Raw genomic sequence first — 16,211 nt, forward strand, 5'->3', positions numbered from 1 at the left:
TAGGCCATGGGTTAAGCTCGCCCTTATGAGCCCGCTCGCCCAACTTATCTCCTTGGCCTTGCTCGTCGTCGCCGCCCTTGTCGGCCGCCGCGAAGCGCGCCTGGCGGCGCTCGGCAAGGTCACGGCCTTGGGGCTCTATCTAGGGGTCGACGGCCTTTGGGCAGGCCCCACCTCGACCGGCGCCTTGGCGGTCGCCGGGGCGGTTGGCGTTTACTGGGCGCTCCTCGTCGTGCGATCCGGCGCCCCATGGCTGGCGGTCCTGCTGGTGTCCCAGGGGCTGCAGCTGATGGTTCAGGGCGCGGCCTTGATCGGTCTGGCGACCGCCTCTCAAGCGCTCGCCGCCGTCGGAGCCGCTTTGATCGTGCAGGTCGTCGCCATCGCCAGCGCCGCGGCGATGGAGGGATCGCGCCGCTTCAGGCCCCGCTACGTTTCGCTGCTGGGCGCGGGAGAACGCTAGGCAGGACCGGCCGAAGCGTTCTTGAATGCGCCGGCGGGCAAACGCCATTCGGAAGGTGGCACGATAACGGGCGGTAGCGGCGCGCGACCATCGGCGATCGCCAGAAGGTCCGGACGCGATAGGACCTCCGGAAACGCCGTCCCCCGCGCCGCCCGCGCCCTCACGTCGAGCTCGCGGTCGATGGTCAGGCCGGTAAGGGCCTCGTCGGTCGCCAACGCCTCGAAAACCGGCGGAAATCCGACCTCCAGGCTGCGCAAGGCGTCCTCGCCATTGAAGATGCAGGTCCTGCATGAGGTTCTCGGCCAACCGAGCTGATAGGCCGGATGGGCGACGACTCCGTGGCGTGCGAGGATGTTCCACACCTCACCCTCGCGCCAGGCGTGGATCGGTCGCCAGGCGTCGATGTGTCGCCGGCCGGATGTGCGCGCATCGGCGCGATGGGTCTCGAACACAGAGTAGTTGGCGCGCGCCGGACTCTCCTCGGCGCGGCACCCGTCCACGACGAGGAGACGTCTGCCCTGAAGGCGAGGGTCATGGCGCAGCACGATGTCGAGCACGTCGATTTTCAGGACGCCGCTGCACCAGCGAACGCGAAGCGTCGCGGTCACCTGGGGAAAGCGTCGGCGCGTGTTCGCGGGGCCGTTGCCGCCGACCGTGATGCGGCGGCCGCCGGCGGTTTCGAAGGTGACTGGCGCGCTTGGCGCGTTCGTCTTCCAAAGCTCTCGCGCGAACCCGCCTTCGCGCCAGCTGAAATAGATCGGAACACCAACGGCCTCGGCCACCGCGCTGACATAGGCATGGGTCACGGGCCAGTCGAAGCGCGTCGGGCCGTCGCCGTCCACCAGGTGGTGGTGCAGCTCCAGCCGCTCGCGCGGTATGCCGATCTCAAGCAGGTGAAGCAGCGCCGCGACGCTGTCCTTGCCGCCGGAGAAACAGACCAGGATCTTGTCGTATTGCAGCAAGGCTTTGCGGTCTAGGACCGGATAGGCGGCGGCGTCGAACGGCATGGCCTGTCTCCAGGGCGGTTACATCCGCCCCGCTTCGCCCTTCCTCCACCTCCAGCCTGAGGTGTGGGGATATCCCATGTTTATGGATTGTGCCGTCGGGGAACCGGAGTCATGGTCCGCCACGGCTAGGTCAGGATTTGCGTTTGAACCCCTTGGCAGCGGCATATCCGTTCGGAGAACTCGGCGCGCGCCTGAAAGCCGCCCGCCAGTTCAAGAACGTGGCGCTCGAAGACGCCGCCGAGGCCTGCCGTGTCGACGAATGGCTCTACGTCGACCTCGAGCGCGGCAAGTACCCCATCACGCACGCCCAGCTGATCGCGCTCGAAGCGCTGCTTGGCATAGATCGCCATTGGGTCGAGACCGGGATCAGCCCCGTGGCGCGTCTCATCGAGCTGACGGATTCCGACCTGGTCGGAATGTTCGGATCGGCGGTCAATCCTGACCTGCCGGTGGCCGACGTCGCCGAAGGGATCCGTCGCGCATTGAGGGCCAGACTCCTCGTCGGTGACGTGGGCGACATCCCCAATATCGTGCCCGTGGTCGAGCCGGTGCGATTGGCCGATCGGATCGAGGCGGCCGGAAGGTTGGCGGCCAAGGGCGGATTGTTCGGATTCCTGGTGACCTTCGTCGTCCTCCTCTTCGCCGTCGTTGCGACGTCGTTCACCGCAAGCGGCATGTTGCGCGCCTTCATGGGCTTTGCGTCGATCTTCTTGGCCGTGTGGATGCTGGTTGCGGGCGTGGGGCTCATTGTCGCCAGTGTCGCGCGCCGATCGCCGCCAACCGTGGGGAACGCCCCGTCGGTCTCCCCCCTGCCCCACCCCGCGCCCCGGGAGAGGAAAAAGGGCCTCGCCGCGTAGCGAGGCCCCTTGGGCGGTTAGGCCTTGGCGGTGACGGCCTTGGCGAGGATCCGCTGATGACGCAGGCCCGCCTGTTCGGCCTTCTGACCAAGGTTCAGCGCCGGGCCAAAGCCGCTCTCGTTGGCCATCTTCTTGTCGAGGCTGTTGGCCAGGGTCAGAACACAGACCGGATCGAAGGCCAGCATTTCGTCATTGGCTCGGAACGGCGCGGCCTTGCCGTGGCCGTCGAAGTTCACCTTGCAGAGGATGACGTCGACGTTGTTGCGCTGCGCCCAGGTGATGGCGATGCGTTCGGGACCCTTGGCGCCCGTCGTGGCCAGCTTCATGCCAGGAAACTCGGACCTGGCCCAGTTCAGGGCGTCCAGCAGGCGGTTGGCGTCTTCGGCGCTCTTGGCGTGGGGCGCGGCGCGCAGAGCCACCACCTGGTCACCCGGGTCGGCGGCGGCGTGGTCGCGAGCCTTGCGGGCGCGGAGCGCGTCGCGGGCGTCGATCTGGGCGATGGTCGAGGCGGTGCGGCGGACCGAACCCTTCCAGGGCGACCAGGTTTCGCCGGTCTGGACGGTGTAGGTTTCGCTGGCCGCGCTCTGAATGATCTCGACGGCCATGATGATGGCGTCGATCGCGCGGCTTTCACGCGTGGCCTCCTGGATTTCCACGTCGACGATCTCCGATCCGTCGTTGTCGCGGACCAGCTGACGAAGCTTGTCGTTGGCGCGGCCGCCTTCGCGTTCCAGGCGAAGCTTCAGGGATTGGAAGCCGCCGAGCATCGCCTCGGCCATGGCCGGGACGTGGTCTTCGAAGGCGGTGCCGCGCATGGCGTCGAGCATTTCGTTCATGACGGAGACGCCGACATGGCGCAGTTGGTCTTGTTCGGGATGGCCGCGGCCGTCGTCGGCGGCGGCGCACAGGGCTTCAAACGAGGTCAGGTCGCCAGTGAGAAAGAGAGACATGTTCGGGTCCTTTCGCGGTGCTCTTGGGAGGGCGGCTTTCGCCGCAGAGGCCGCCTTCCGGCTGCGCCTCTGGACCTGCCCCGGCCGCGCCGTGGGATAAGGATCAAGGGGCCGCGCAGCGGATCGGACACGACGCCCCGCAGGGGCGCCCTTGAACCTTCGACCACAAGCGGCAAGGTCCAGGATCAAGGCGCAGTCGGAGGCCTTTCGGGCTCAAGGCGCGCCCGACATCGCACCGCGTCCCGAACCCGCTCTTTTGCTGCGGTCGACCGTGGAAGCCCCCGCCGCCGCTGACCGCGAGCCATGAACAAGCTCACCTCGCCGCGATCTCCGCAGACGAGTGACGCCTAACCCGCGCCGTCCGATGCAGCCCGCCGGCTGGCCTTCCGTGCGGCTTTCCATCTTGCTTCGCCTTGGCGTGGTCGCGCGACGGTTCGGCTTCAAAGGTCCGGGCAAGGGTGGTGGCCGACCAAGGCAGGAGCCGCGTATGACGCGTAATACGCGCCATACGCCTTCGAGACGGAGCGCGTCGCCCTAGGCCGCCAGGCGATCGCTGTCGCCGGTGGCGAAGTCCGGCGCCGCGTCGGCGGCCAGGGCCAGCACGCAGGCCTCCATCTTCTCGACCGACACGGCGTTGCCGATCTGCTTGATCTGGTCGGTCTTGGTGCCGACGAACCGATAGGGCCCGGTGTCGCCGACCAACCCCATGGCCGCCGAGAGCTCACCGACCGACATCATGCGAAGCTCGATATCGTAGGTGCGCCCGTCCGGGCCGATCAGAAGATCGCCCTGGAACGCCGCTTGCGGCGCCACGTCCTTCGCGGCCGACTGATCACCAGGCTCACCGTTATGACCGGTCACGATGGCGAGTTCGCCCCGGTTGGCGCCGGTGACCGTGGGCACCGGTTCGGCCTTGGCGTCGCGTGAACGCATCGAACCATCGTGGTGGGTCAAGGGCATGACCATGGCGAACTCACCACGCTTGGACGTCGTCATCGTCGGCACGGGCTCGTTCAAGGATCGCGCCCGGGCGCCGCCGTTGCCCTGGGTCACGGGCAGAACCAGACCAAAGCGCGCTTTCGTCGAGGCCGTGGGCAAGGGTTCGTTGCTGCTCGTACAGCTGAGCCCCGACCCGTCGCCGTAGTACGGCGCGATCAGCGCGTGAGCGCCCTTGGTCGCGATCGTCGGCAGCGGCTCGTTCTTCGACCGGGTCACGCCTCCCGCTTCCTGTGGGAGAATGAAGGCCTCCACAAGAGCTGGTCTGGCGCATCCACGCCGCCTGGCCGCGCCCGCGCCGCCGGTCATGATCGTGGGCAGCGGCTCTTTGGTGGGTCTGGCGACGCCCGTCGAATGTTGGGAGATGACCAGGGGCTCGGCCACGGCGACGTGGCTGGCCTCGGCGGTCAAGGTCGGCACGGTCTCGTCCAGGGTGCGGGCGGCGGCGCCCTTCTTCAGGTTGATCAGCACGGGCTGGGCGACGGCGATGTGCTGGCCGCCGGCGGTCAGGGTCGGAACCGGGACCGTCATGCCGCGCGTCGACATGTGGTTGCGGAGGATCACGAGGAAGGCCTCGTCCCAGCCGTGCTTGACGGCGCCGGCATAGATCCGCGCGATCGTCTTCTCGGCGAGCGGCTTCTTGCGGTTGAAGATCGACTTGCCCCGCAGCGTCGGGTCGATGATTTCCCGCGCCGCGCGCCAGGGCTTCAGATGCGGCTCCTTGACCGGATCTGGATTGCGCGCGTGGGTATGGGCCGGCCAGATAATTCGGCGTCCGTCGCTGCGGCCCATCATGATCAGCCGACTGCGCGTCGTGGCGCCCCCAAAATTTGCGGCGTTCAACTTTTTGAGCTCGAGCGTGTGGCCCAGCCGTTCGATCGCCTCGCGCCAGACCTCGAAATATTCGCCCTCGCGCTCCTTGATCGGCTTGCCGGTGACCTCGTCGACCGGCCCCCATTTGAGGAACTCCCAGACGTTCTCGATGATCAGCCGCTTGACGCGCAGCTGGGTCAGCCAGGGCAGGATATGCCAGGGATCGCTGCGCTGCTGGTCGCTCTTTCGGCGGCCAGCCGACGCCGGACTGAACGAAACGCAGGACGGCGAGGCCATCAGCAGATCGAGGTATCCTTCCGGCACGAGGAGATGGGGCTGGACCGTCGCGATGTCTTGCACGTAGTGGCGCGCGTGAGGGTGGTTGAGCTGGTGGGTGGCGATCGCCACGCCCCAGTGATTGACGCAGACGAGCTCCATCTCGAGCCCGAGCTTGTCGAGGGCGCGCTTGCAACCCGTCGAGGATCCGCCCGCGCCGCACAGCAGGTCGGCGACTAGGAATTTGGGACGCGACATCTCATTCCTCCCAGTCTGCGGGCGCCGTGAGCAACCGGGCCTTGGCGATGCCCCAGGCGTCGGTCCACAGGCTGGCGTCGTCGTCGTCGTCGGCTCGCAGCTCCCGGCCGACGACCTCGATGTAGGCCTCGTTCATGACCATGTTGGCGTCGAGGAAGTCGTGGGAAGCGCAGCAGTCGTCCTTGAGCCCGCGGTTGCGCTCCCGCACCTGGGCCAGCTTGTCGGGGCCAAGGTCGAGGGCCAGCTTCTGGGCGAAGAGGTGCGCCAGCACCAGGCGCTGCACCTGGCCCCAGTCCTCGGTCTCCAGGAGCGCCGGCTTGCCGAGCGCGCCGCCGGCGGCGTCCGTAGCGAACACCACGAAGCGGTCAGCGCCGACCTCGCGCGCCGCCCGGTCTTCGACGTCGATCGAGAGCGCCAGGCGAAGGCGCGGATGGAAGAAACTCGGCGCGCCGTCTTCCTTCCAGCTCTGGTCGAGGAAGCCCGTCGGGATCTTCGGCAGGCTGTCCTGGTCATAGGCCGGAAAATGCTCGCGGATCCGCGAGAAGAACGGGTTCCCCGCCTCGCGCGGCCGGTCCTGCCCGGGCGCTGGCTTCATGCAGAGCGCCGTGGCGTTGACCGTGGCGATCGTCCAGCCCTGACGGGTGTAGTGCGCCGCGATCGACACCATGAACTGGGTCGCCAGGGGACGCAGCGGGCTCTCGGCCTGTTGGACGGCAAGCAGCAGGGTGTCGTCCACGCGGTACTCCGCGATCGACACCGACACCGGCAGACGGTCCTGACCGGCGTGATGGACGTGGCGATGGATGCGCGGCGTCACGCACGCGACGGCTTGGCCGTCGGCGAGTTGATAGGTCTCCATGGGGATCTCTCCGCTAGAGGAGCTGCAGGCTGGCGAAGCTGACGGCTTGATCGCCGGCGATGAGGACGTGGTCGATGAGCTTGATCTCGACGGCGGCGAGGCCGTCCTTGATCTTCCGCGTCATCTCGATGTCCTGGCGGCTAGGTGTGGCCGATGAGCTGGGATGACAATGGCTTATTATTGCCGAGGTCGCCCCTAGACTGAGCGCCCCGTGGACGATCGTGCGCACCGAAGCCGGCGCGAAGTTCACTGTGCCCTCGGTCCACGTCTCCCGAATGAGACGGGCGGCGTTGTCGAGATAGAGCACCCGGAAACATTCGACGGAACGCCCGCGCATGGTGGACATCAGGTAGGCGTTGACCTTCGCCCATGAGCAGAGGTCTTCGCGGTCGAGGACCCGGCCGAGCGACATGCGCTTCACGAACTCGCGCAGGACGCCCAGATAGGTCGCGGTGTCACGATCAACGATACCGGCCAGATGCTCGGGCGGATCATTGAAGATCCGACCCAGATCACCGTGATAGTCGACCAGCTCATGCGCCAGCTGAGCCTGGAACGGTGCGTCGCTGCCGCGCAGGAGCACCGCCAGGAGCTCGGTGTCGGTCAAGGCGCCCGGTCCGGAGGCGTTTGCGCGTGCGAAACTGTCGGCCACCGTCGTTGGGGCGTGCAGGCTGTAGGGCGTGATCGCCTCGGCGACTCCGGGTCCGGAAAGGCAGGCGTATGGCATTGGGGGTCCTCCTCGTGGGGCTCACTCACGAGGTCCCTCCCCTCTCCCCTTTGACGGGCTAGGCCGCGATGCGCATCGGCTCGCCGCAGTCGCCGCGCACCATCCTCACGGCGTCGTCGGGATCCGCTTCAAGGATCCACCCGAGGTAGTCAGCGAGTTTGCGGCGATCTCGGCCCGAGGTGGCGTCAATGGCGCTTCTCAGCTGATCGAAGCTTCCGTACTCCGCGATCAGGTCCTCGAACGCCGCCGCCCGCGCCCGTCGCCCCAGGATCTGGACGAGGCGATCATGCCGCCCGACCGCTCCCTGGCCCGCCGCGACGATGACGCTGCGTAGCGGGTTGCCGTCCGCCGACACGACGACGTCGTCGTCGATGCCGGCGCGCACGATCTGCGAGAGGCGCGGACCCAGACGTGACGCGGCGAACGCGCCCAGGATATGGATCTCGCGCGGTCGGCACGCGCGGAGAAACGCGATGTGCTCATCGGCCGTGAAGGCGGCCGCCTGCGAGGGGATGCCGACGCGGAACCGATCGGTCCCGAGGATCTGGGTGGCCTCGTGATAGGCCTCGGCGGCGGAGCGGCGGCCGCGCTGGATGGGAACGATCGGGACGCAGGTGTCGAAGCGACACGCGATGCTGACCCAGTCAGCGTGGACTTTAAGGGCGTGCAGCGATGCGTCCTGGTCGCCCACCACGTCCGGCGCGACCATGAGAGGCTTCGGGTATTCGTCCTCCACGGCGTTTTCTTCGGCGATCAGCGCCAGCACCTGGTCGTAGGTCGCGAGAACCGGGCGAAAGTCCATGGGCTCTGGCGCCGCGCCGCGCGCGAGCGCGCGCCGGAAGTCACCATAGGCGCCGGTGTCGATGAAGGTTGGACACCGGTAGTCGAGGATAGCGCGCACCAGGGCCTGCATTGTGTTCGCTGAAAGCTCGCCCGCTTCAACGCCCACGCCGTGCTCGGCCCACGCCGCGGGAAGGAGATCCGCGCTGCGGCTAAGGCCAGACGCGAAGATTGTGGTCCGGGCGTGCAGCTGCAGCAAGCGACCCGCGAGCGGATCGCTGGCTGAGTCGAACAGTCCCGAGCGCCGAAGGCCCTGCGCGGCGGCCAGCATGTCGCGCGCGGGGATGGTCACGCCGCCCTCGTCGTCGTCGCCGGCGTCGGGCCGAGGATGTCATGCTCGCGTTCGGCCGCCTTCGGTATTCTAAACGCCTGGCCGGAGGTGAGCGCCCTGAAGGCGGTCACGCTTCGCCGTCCGTGGGGCGCGATGACGATGTCAAACACGTCCTCGTGCGTGCCGTCTCCGAGCGCCAAAGGCGTCTTGAAACGGATGCGCACCCCTGGACGGATCCTGGCCGCCGCTTTGTTCTGGCGGGCTAGCGCGGCGATGTGCTGGCGACATTCGCGTCGCCAGCGGCGTGCGTAGTCGTTCGGCGCCTCCGTCAACAGGTCGAGAATGGACGCCGGCGCGACGCACTCGCCGATGCCCATGCTTTCGTCCATGTCCTTCCAGCCGAAGTGGAAGCCATCTTCGGCCGTCGGGTCGTGTCTGGTCAGGGCGACCAAGGCATAAACTATCGTGGGATTGCCCACCTTCTCGACCTGCGCCGCGGCGATGTAGGTCGAACCGACCATGACGCTCTTGAGGATCGTGTGGCGACGGCCCGGTTGCTCGCTGGTGAAACGGCGATCGAGGTAAGCCCGCTTGTTGGGAAGCAGGCGGTCGCGGGTGAATGTCCAGCCCATGGCGGTCTCCTACTGGATGGGGGCGGGGGGGTGGCCCGCCCAGAGGGCGGAAAGCTCGCGTCGGACGTCACGCCACCAGTCGGTCAGCGCCTCGGCGTCGATCGGCGCGGTGTCGAAGTAGGTGGGGTGGTAGATCAGGGCGCCGTGGATGGCGTGGTCGACGTCGTAGCCGTCGGCGCCGTCCGCCAGTTCGGCGCGGGTGGCCATGACCTGGAGCTGCACGTCGATCCGGTACTTGACGTGTCGGTCCGCCAGCATGGCCTTCGTCAGAGCGAGCGTTTCGCGCCAGTTGGCGCCGATAGCCGGCGTCGGGAGGCCGTGAGTCTTGGCGCAGCTATTGGCGACGAACGTCGCGCACCGATCGGCGGCTTCTTCCGCCGCCGCGAAGGTCGAGAAGATCTGGTGCAGCTGCAGGAGACCGTCGGCGTGGACGGTGAGGATCGTCAGGATCATGGGGGTCGCTCCCTAGTGAAGCGGGCAGCTCCGCAGCTGCAGGAGGAAGGCGCGCTCGGCCTGGGCGCGCAGCTGCGCCACCTGGTCCGGGGTCGCGCCGTAATGGGCCAGGGCTCGGATGGCCGCGTCGGCGGCGCTCTGCAGGGCCTTGGCGGGCGTGATGTTCGGGTCAAGAAGCGCCTGGCCGAGCTTTTGCGCGGCTTGCACCAGGGCCCCAGCCGGACCTCGCGTGCCTTGTTCGCGCGCGGCCTTGGTCGCCATGGCGACCAACAGGCCAAAGCTCTCCGGTCGGCTGGGCCGGCCGGTGAGCGACAGGCAGACGGCGACCGACTGCGCCACGCGGGCGCGGCGATCGCCCAAGGCCTTTCGGCCGGCCCGCGACTTTTCGATCGCGTCGATCGCGGCGATGACCTCGAGCACGCCGGTGGCGACGGCGCGGATTCCGGTCGAAGGCGGGATCTTCGATAGCTCGGCGGACCGATCCGCCCGCGTGAAGAGATCAGGCAGGTGAGGCTGCTGCGGCGCTGGCGTGATCATGGGCGTCTCCTGCGCCCGTCTCGGCCAATCCGGGCGGGCTCGCCCCGCCGGTCCCTCCCTCCTTTCCTTTCGGCGGCCCGCGAAGAAAGAGCCTCGACGCTGGGCGCCGAGGCTCTTGGATTATCGCCCCTTGTCCGACAGGAGCTTTTGGGCCGCCGCGACCCCGCCCAGGAACGAACAATCGTCCGGCCGTGCGTCGTCGTTGGCGTAGATGTGGTCCTCGATCGCTTCCTCCAGGAGGGCCTTGAGCCGAACGATCAGGTCCAGCACGCCGTCTTCGTTGCTGTCGGCTCGTGGGTCGAGCGCCAGGAGTCGTTTTCGCGCATCGGCCAGGCAGACCTTCCGATAGGCGATCAGGGCCGCCTTGCGGGCGGCCGGGTCTTGGCCGTAGGCCTCGGCTTGACGCTCCTCGCCTTCGATGCTGACAAAGGCGCCGCCGACAACGCGCTCGGCGAGGTCGATGAGAAAATGTTCGAACTCGTCGTTGAACCCGTGATGGGCCTCGGTATCGACGATGATCTCGAGGAATCGACCGCTGTTGGAGAAAGTGAACGCCGGGCCATTCGATTCTTCCCACGTCACCTCGCCCGTGGGGTAGTTGAAGAGGTCGTTGGCCTTGGCGTCGGGGTCCCACATCTGGACGACCTGCAGCGGCGTGACGTCCTCGAGGAGCTCGGTGCTGATTTCGTAATAATAGTCGCGCGCCATGGTGCGTCTCCTGATCAGGCGTCGTTCGCCGCGTAGCTGGGGAGGTTCTGGCGCGCCCAATCATGAGCGATCTGCCAGGCTTCGGATTTGGTGGGCGCCGAGCCCACCCAGGCGCCGCAGAACCGGACGACGCGCTGCTGCTTTCGATGGCCGGTCCATTCGGCGCGGACGGAAAACCGGTGATCGCGCCGGCGTCGGCGACCGCGTCTTTGGGATATCGGGCCCATCACGCGGCCAACGGCAGGGCCGCCGCCTCGGCTTGCTGGATCAGGTAGTCGACGGCGCGCTGGGCCGCGGCGGCGGCGGTGAACAGCGCGTTGGGTTGCTCGCGAAGGCGTTTCGCCCAGGAGGCCAGATAGCTGGCGTGGCCGTCGATCAGCGCTTCCGAATAGGGAACACCGCAACGCATGGACAGGAAGTAGCTGCCCAGCTCGGCGATCAGCTCTTCTTCGGCCCGGGCGCGTAGGTCCTTGTGATAGTCGGCGAGGCACTGGCGATCCAGGCGTGACGCATGGCCGGTGCTGTGGATCTGCTCGTGGGCCAGGGTGGCGCAGTAGTCGGCGAAGCTGTCGAACGCCGACGGATGCGGCATTCGGATCGTGTCGATCGCATCGTAGTAGGCCGGCTCGAAGGACCCGTAGGCGATATCGACGGGGTAGTCGCGAAGCGTCGGCGGCAGGGCCGCCTCGCTCCATTTAGGGAGGGGCGGCGGCGCATAGTAGGCCGGGTCCAGGCCTTCGATCTGGTCGGCCGAGAAGACTGTGTAGGCCGCCAAATAGGCCCGGCCGCGCGAGGCCGGCGCGCCGCCGTCACCATCGCCGTCGTCGTTGTCGTTGGCCGAGCGCACCGGCTTGTAGAGCAAGGCCGGCGCGCCTTTCTCGCCCTTGCGCACGCAGGCGTCCAGGGCGAGGGCCTGCTTGAAGGTGAACCAGTGCGCGGAGGTGTAGCCGCGCGCGTCGCGGGCGATCGACAACAACATGGCGTTTGCCCCGGTGAACGGGACGCCGTCGCTGCGCAGCGGGGTCCCCGCCCCGCCCGACTGCCAAGTCTTCCGCCAGGGCGCGACGCCGGCGGCGATGCGATTGGTCAGGTCGGCGACAAGTTCGGTGAGGGCGGTGTTCATGGTGGGGTTCTCCGTTGATCGGCGCTCCAGACCATTCCGGCGCGCTCATCCGCGCCGGTCCTCCCTTTCTCCTCTCGCGTCGCGCAAAGCCGCCCCTCTCTCGAGGGGCGGCTGGCGATCAGGCGACCATGCTCTGGTTGTGGAAGTTCACGACCGGGAAGCGCTGCAGAAGCGCGGCCAGCACGTTGAACCGGTCGATGGGCACGAACCCGCGCGCCTGGAACGAGATCAGCTCGAAGAACACGCCAAGCGACCGCAGGACGTCGGCCTGGGCGCTCGCCCCATCGACCTCCATCCGCATCTGGCCCATGACCCGGCGCGCGACCAGGAAAAGGCCTTCGGCGAGCTCGACGGTCATGCTCTGCTCCATGACGCAGCGCCGGATGTCGATGGGCGCGACGCTGCCTTGCACGGCCAAGCCGAGCTTGGTGCGCAGCTGATGTGCGCCGACTTCGTCGAGCACGCGCCCAAGCCAGCGTCGGCCATCAGGCGCCTTGATCCGCCGGACCTTCACCGAATGGCCCTCGAGGTGCTTCCAGACGGGCAGGATCTCGCCGGTGACGAGGTAGAGGTCGCAGACTTCCTCGGACGGGAGGGATGCGACGCGGTCGTCCCAGAGTGTGATCCACTGGGTCTCGTCCACCTCGACCCAGGCGCTGTCCTGGTACTGCTGCAGGGGCATTCGGCTGGTCTCTTGCGGCGTGATCAGCCGCACGCCGGGGATGATCGCGTCTCCCTCGCCCACCAGGGTGATGCCGAGGATCGCCAGGCCGACGTTGCCCGAGCGTTCGTTGCGCAGCAGGCGGAGGTCGTGGCGGCGCGATCGCGGCGTGATCGCCAAGGCCTCGCGCGCCGAGAGGCGCTCGACCGGCTCAATGGTCTTGAAGTGGATCATCCGCGTCGTCGCGCCGGTCCGCGGGTCGGTGCGGATCACCTGCTCGTCGACCAGCTCCAGCTGGCTCGGCGTCATGTCCTCCATGCCCTTGTCGAGCGTGCCGTCGGCGGCGGCCTTTTCGAGAATGCCTTCATGGATCCGGTCGAAGGCCTCGAAGATCACGTTCTGGTCCTCGACCCGCAGCGCCAGCACGCGATTGAGGTGACGACGCAGTTCCGGTAGGTCCTCGGCGTCCAACAGGTCGCCCTCCTCGTCGCGCAGCATGAGCGCCGTCTTGCGTTCGAACTCGGTGATCGACATGGCGCAGTCGCCGCGCTTCATGGCCTTGTAGAGGGCGATCTGCGCCCGCCGCGCGAACGGCGTTTCCAGATTGTCCGACGGTCTGAACATGCCGCCGCTGTTGGAGCGACGCTCGCCACGCGTGAGGGCCCCCATGCTGTCGAGCCGCCTGCAGATCGTTGAGAGAAATCTACGCTCCCCGGGCAAATTGGTGACGTAGGGCAGAACGGTCGGGGCGCTGGCCTGGTTGGTGCGGTGCGTGCGTCCAAGACCTTGGATCGCGGTGTCCGACCGCCATCCATACTCCAGGGTGAAATGCGCCCTGGGCCTGTCGGCGCTGCCGCTCTTCAGATCGGCGTGGTAGCTGCGCCCCGTCCCGCCGGCTTCCGAGAACACGAGGATCTTCTTGCGGCCGGACTGGAAGGCATCGGTCTCGGCGCGGTTGGCGCTGGAGCCGCGGCGTTCGACCACCATCCGTCCGTTCTTGCGCACCACGCGCTTGCTGCGGCCGGTGACCTCGGCCACCGCGTCGGCGCCGAAGGTGTCGATCACCGAGTCGAGGATGCCATTGCAGGCGGGCAGCATGGCGAGGTTCATCAAGGTTCGTTCGCGAAGGGCCAGGGCCTCCTGCGAAATGACGTTGTTGCCGTCGGCGTCGCGCAACGGCACCGATACGTCCTTGCCGTCCGGACCGGTCTCGACGGTGTAGGCGTTCACCGGGAAGGCCTTCTCGAGGTACTGCAGAACGACGTCGCGGGGCGTCAGGTCGACGACGACATTGTGCCAGGTCTTCGGGTCGGTCTCGGCCAGGCGCCGGTCCAAGGTGGCTTCGTTGGTCGAGATGAGCTGGATGACCACGCTCATGCCCATGTCGAGGCGCTCGCGGATCTTGCCGTGCAGGGACGGCGCCTTGATCCCCGACAGCAGGCCCAGGAAGAAGCGCTGGCTGGTCGATGCGAAGGCGCTGCGCGCGGCCGACTTGGCGTTCTTGCACAGTTGCGCCCCCGACACCTCGAGGGCGGCTTCGACATGGGAGTGGATCATCTGGAAGGCGTCCGCCCAGGCGTTCCAGAGCTTGATGTCGGCCTCGGTCAGCTCGTGGATTTGCGGCTCGATGACCACGCCTTCGAGGCTGATGGACCGCGCCAGGTAGAGGCCGGCGGCTTTGAGGTCTCGCGCGACAATCTCGGCCAGGGCCAGACCGCCAGCATCCGCGGCCGTCAGGAAATCCTCACGGCTGTTGAACGGCGCCTCCGTGCCGCCCCAGAGCCCCAGGCGCGTGGCGTAGGCGAGATTGCGCGCGGTCGTCGCGCCGGTCGCCGATTCATAGACGACGCGGGCGTCCGGCAGGAGGTTCTGCAGCGCCAGGCCCATGCGACCTTGCTGCGAGGCCTTGGTCGGGCCGCGGGCGCCGTCGCCGCCGCCGGCGGCGTTGCCCATGCTGTGGGCTTCGTCGAACAGGATGACTCCGTCGAAGTCCTCGCCGAGCCAGTCGACGATCTGGTCGAGGCGCGACTTGGCCTGGTTGCGACCGAGCTGCCGAAGCGTGGCGTAGGTCGTGAAGAGGATCATCTCGCCGCCGATCTTGTCGGCCTGGCTGAAGCGCGAGTGCGGGACGATGTCGGTCTCGCTGCCGCCGAGCGCCTTCCAGTCGCGGCGGGCGTCGTCGATGAGGACGTCGTTCTTGGAGACCCAGAGCGCCTTGCGGCGGCCCTGGGCGAAGTTGTCCATGATGATCGCCGCGCCCTCGCTGCCCTTGCCGACGCCAGTCCCGTCGCCGATGAAGAAGCCGGCGCGGTAGGGCTTGGCCTCCGGATCGGCCGTCAGGTTCCATGGCTGCTCATCGGTCGGGCGGAATCGGCCGGGCAGATGACGGCTGTGCGCCTCGCCGGCATAGATGACAGCCTCCATCTGTTCGAGCGACAGATAGCCCAGGGCCAGCGTCGCCGTCGGCAGGACGGGCTGATAGCTCGGCGCGGGCGGCGCGATCGAGGCCATGGCCGAGCTTTCCACGAGATTGGCGGGATGGACCGGGTATCCGTCGGCCTTGATGCGCGAGACGCGGTACTCCTGGAAGACGCCGACGTCGCGACCCTCGCCGGTCCAGTCGATCACCTCATAGGTCACGGGCGCGACGCTTTCGAACAGCGCGAACCGCCGTCCGCCAACGCCCGGACCGCGCACCCGCTGCGCCAAAGGAGCACTGACAGTCCGAAAGACCCGTGGCTTGGCGGTCAGTCGCTGCGGCAGGGCCTGCAGGGCGGTGATGACCGCCTCGACGTCGTCGTCGTCGTGGATGGGCGCGATCGGCGCGTCGCGGCCGCGGTCGACGATCAGGAGCGCGGTGTCGACGGACGTGCCGTGCTTGGCGAAGGCGTTGGCCGGAAGATGGACGCGCCCGACGATCGCGCCGTGGGCGCAGAGCGCCTTGGTCAGCGTCAGATCCGTCAGGGCGCGCTGCGGCACGATCGCCACCAGGCGCCCGCCGTCGGCGAGGCATTTGAGGCTCGAGACGAGGTGATCGGCCAGATGTTGGAAGGGCGGATTGGTGATCGCCACGTCGAAGCTGCCCGATGTGTTGATCAGGTCGTGCAGGTGGGCGCCGTCGAGGCCAAAGCGCTCCGCCCCCGGAAACACCCGCTCGAGGATCCCGCGACGGGTCTCCGCCAATTCGTTCAGCGTCAGTTGAGCGCCGCAGATCTCGGCCATCACCGCAAGCAGGCCCGTCCCGGCCGAGGGCTCGAGCACGCGGTCGGTCGGCCTGACCAGGCCAGCCAGGGCGGCAAGCGCCGCGATCGGCGCGGGCGTGGAGAACTGGTCGAGCTCCACCTGCTCCTCGGATCGGCGGGTATGGGTGAGGGCCGCGCGCGACAGGGTTTCGAGGAGCGTGTAGGCCTGTAGAGGGTCATCCTCGAGACGCACGAGACTCACGCCGTGGCGCTTGATGTGCAGCACCGTGGCGACCTCGATCGCCTCGTATGCGTCCTTCCAAGACCAGGCGCCGTTCGCGTCATCACCGCCGAACATCATGGTCATGACCGAGGCCACCGACTTGCGGTCCATCGGTTTGTTCTTTGCCATGGCGTTGGCGATCGCCTTGCCGGCGCCAACGATATTGGCGGCCTTGTCGTCGCGGGCCGCGGGGTCGAAGAGGCTGAGCATGGTCATGACGGGGTCTCGCACCGGGCCGCGCGGAACCCTCTTCCGCGCTTCCCTCCGGTTCGATCTCCCCGCCCCCTTCCTCCGACCTTTCTGCGCGGCGGCAGAAAAAGA

14 protein-coding genes are annotated in these 16,211 nt (G+C 67.7%); 2 read left to right on the forward strand and 12 right to left on the reverse strand.

The features are described 5' to 3' along the window. The first annotated feature begins 25 nt into the window (after positions 1 to 25). Complete coding sequence (locus CSW60_RS22395) at positions 26 to 457, forward strand: hypothetical protein (protein ID WP_099539298.1); 432 nt, start codon at positions 26 to 28, stop codon at positions 455 to 457. On the opposite strand, the gene CSW60_RS22400 is transcribed toward CSW60_RS22395, so the two are convergent. Continuing rightward, the gene (locus CSW60_RS22400) at positions 454 to 1,464 is read right to left on the reverse strand and encodes a phosphoadenosine phosphosulfate reductase family protein (protein WP_099539299.1); all 1,011 of its coding nucleotides are present in this window, start codon (positions 1,462 to 1,464) and stop codon (positions 454 to 456) included. The two genes, CSW60_RS22395 and CSW60_RS22400, sit on opposite strands and share 4 nt — an antisense overlap. 143 nt (positions 1,465 to 1,607) lie before the next feature. Between CSW60_RS22400 and CSW60_RS22405 the strand changes: the two genes are divergently transcribed. Next, positions 1,608 to 2,321 (forward strand): helix-turn-helix transcriptional regulator, encoded by a 714-nt coding sequence (locus CSW60_RS22405; RefSeq protein ID WP_099539300.1) that lies wholly within the window; start codon positions 1,608 to 1,610, stop codon positions 2,319 to 2,321. Positions 2,322 to 2,338: 17 nt separating this feature from the next. Here the strand turns inward: CSW60_RS22405 and CSW60_RS22410 are convergent, their stop codons facing one another. The 11 genes from CSW60_RS22410 to CSW60_RS22465 all read right to left on the reverse strand — a co-directional run bounded on the left by CSW60_RS22410 (position 2,339) and on the right by CSW60_RS22465 (position 16,106). After that, positions 2,339 to 3,271: an SLOG family protein gene (locus CSW60_RS22410; protein WP_099539301.1), complete on the reverse strand. Its 933-nt coding sequence runs from the start codon at positions 3,269 to 3,271 to the stop codon at positions 2,339 to 2,341. Between the two features lie 534 nt (positions 3,272 to 3,805). Continuing rightward, positions 3,806 to 5,614, reverse strand: coding sequence for a DNA cytosine methyltransferase (locus CSW60_RS22415; RefSeq protein WP_099539302.1), 1,809 nt, complete (start codon positions 5,612 to 5,614; stop codon positions 3,806 to 3,808). A gap of 1 nt (position 5,615) precedes the next feature. Then, positions 5,616 to 6,473 carry a hypothetical protein gene (locus CSW60_RS23560; RefSeq protein ID WP_099539303.1) on the reverse strand — a complete coding sequence of 286 codons (858 nt, stop codon included), beginning with the start codon at positions 6,471 to 6,473 and terminating at the stop codon, positions 5,616 to 5,618. Between the two features lie 13 nt (positions 6,474 to 6,486). Continuing rightward, positions 6,487 to 7,200 (reverse strand): RadC family protein, encoded by a 714-nt coding sequence (locus CSW60_RS22425; protein WP_099539304.1) that lies wholly within the window; start codon positions 7,198 to 7,200, stop codon positions 6,487 to 6,489. A gap of 58 nt (positions 7,201 to 7,258) precedes the next feature. Then, complete coding sequence (locus CSW60_RS22430) at positions 7,259 to 8,332, reverse strand: hypothetical protein (RefSeq protein ID WP_099539305.1); 1,074 nt, start codon at positions 8,330 to 8,332, stop codon at positions 7,259 to 7,261. After that, positions 8,329 to 8,943 carry a hypothetical protein gene (locus CSW60_RS22435; RefSeq protein ID WP_099539306.1) on the reverse strand — a complete coding sequence of 205 codons (615 nt, stop codon included), beginning with the start codon at positions 8,941 to 8,943 and terminating at the stop codon, positions 8,329 to 8,331. Before CSW60_RS22435 ends, CSW60_RS22430 begins: the two co-directional genes overlap by 4 nt. 9 nt (positions 8,944 to 8,952) lie before the next feature. Further along, positions 8,953 to 9,396, reverse strand: coding sequence for a hypothetical protein (locus CSW60_RS22440; RefSeq protein WP_099539307.1), 444 nt, complete (start codon positions 9,394 to 9,396; stop codon positions 8,953 to 8,955). Positions 9,397 to 9,408: 12 nt separating this feature from the next. After that, positions 9,409 to 9,933 carry a hypothetical protein gene (locus CSW60_RS22445; protein ID WP_099539308.1) on the reverse strand — a complete coding sequence of 175 codons (525 nt, stop codon included), beginning with the start codon at positions 9,931 to 9,933 and terminating at the stop codon, positions 9,409 to 9,411. A 120-nt stretch (positions 9,934 to 10,053) separates the two neighbouring features. Beyond that, positions 10,054 to 10,641 (reverse strand): hypothetical protein, encoded by a 588-nt coding sequence (locus CSW60_RS22450; RefSeq protein WP_099539309.1) that lies wholly within the window; start codon positions 10,639 to 10,641, stop codon positions 10,054 to 10,056. 226 nt (positions 10,642 to 10,867) lie between these two features. Beyond that, positions 10,868 to 11,764, reverse strand: a complete 897-nt coding sequence (locus CSW60_RS22460; protein ID WP_099539311.1) for an ArdC family protein — start codon at positions 11,762 to 11,764, stop codon at positions 10,868 to 10,870. 118 nt (positions 11,765 to 11,882) lie between these two features. Further along, entirely contained in the window at positions 11,883 to 16,106 is a 4,224-nt protein-coding gene (locus tag CSW60_RS22465) for a bifunctional class I SAM-dependent methyltransferase/DEAD/DEAH box helicase (protein ID WP_099539312.1), read from the reverse strand. Positions 16,107 to 16,211: the final 105 nt, after the last annotated feature.

This window comes from Caulobacter sp. X (assembly GCF_002742635.1).
Lineage (GTDB): Bacteria > Pseudomonadota > Alphaproteobacteria > Caulobacterales > Caulobacteraceae > Caulobacter.

Bases quoted from the DNA above. Each gene is read 5' to 3' on its own strand.
- CSW60_RS22465 (WP_099539312.1), bottom strand. From the start codon at position 16,106: ATGACCATGCTCAGCCTCTTCGACCCCGCGGCCCGCGACGACAAGGCC.
- CSW60_RS23560 (WP_099539303.1), bottom strand. From the start codon at position 6,473: ATGGAGACCTATCAACTCGCCGACGGCCAAGCCGTCGCGTGCGTGACG.
- CSW60_RS22435 (WP_099539306.1), bottom strand. From the start codon at position 8,943: ATGGGCTGGACATTCACCCGCGACCGCCTGCTTCCCAACAAGCGGGCT.
- CSW60_RS22415 (WP_099539302.1), bottom strand. From the start codon at position 5,614: ATGTCGCGTCCCAAATTCCTAGTCGCCGACCTGCTGTGCGGCGCGGGC.
- CSW60_RS22425 (WP_099539304.1), bottom strand. From the start codon at position 7,200: ATGCCATACGCCTGCCTTTCCGGACCCGGAGTCGCCGAGGCGATCACG.
- CSW60_RS22440 (WP_099539307.1), bottom strand. From the start codon at position 9,396: ATGATCCTGACGATCCTCACCGTCCACGCCGACGGTCTCCTGCAGCTG.
- CSW60_RS22450 (WP_099539309.1), bottom strand. From the start codon at position 10,641: ATGGCGCGCGACTATTATTACGAAATCAGCACCGAGCTCCTCGAGGAC.
- CSW60_RS22445 (WP_099539308.1), bottom strand. From the start codon at position 9,933: ATGATCACGCCAGCGCCGCAGCAGCCTCACCTGCCTGATCTCTTCACG.
- CSW60_RS22395 (WP_099539298.1), top strand. From the start codon at position 26: ATGAGCCCGCTCGCCCAACTTATCTCCTTGGCCTTGCTCGTCGTCGCC.
- CSW60_RS22400 (WP_099539299.1), bottom strand. From the start codon at position 1,464: ATGCCGTTCGACGCCGCCGCCTATCCGGTCCTAGACCGCAAAGCCTTG.
- CSW60_RS22460 (WP_099539311.1), bottom strand. From the start codon at position 11,764: ATGAACACCGCCCTCACCGAACTTGTCGCCGACCTGACCAATCGCATC.
- CSW60_RS22410 (WP_099539301.1), bottom strand. From the start codon at position 3,271: ATGTCTCTCTTTCTCACTGGCGACCTGACCTCGTTTGAAGCCCTGTGC.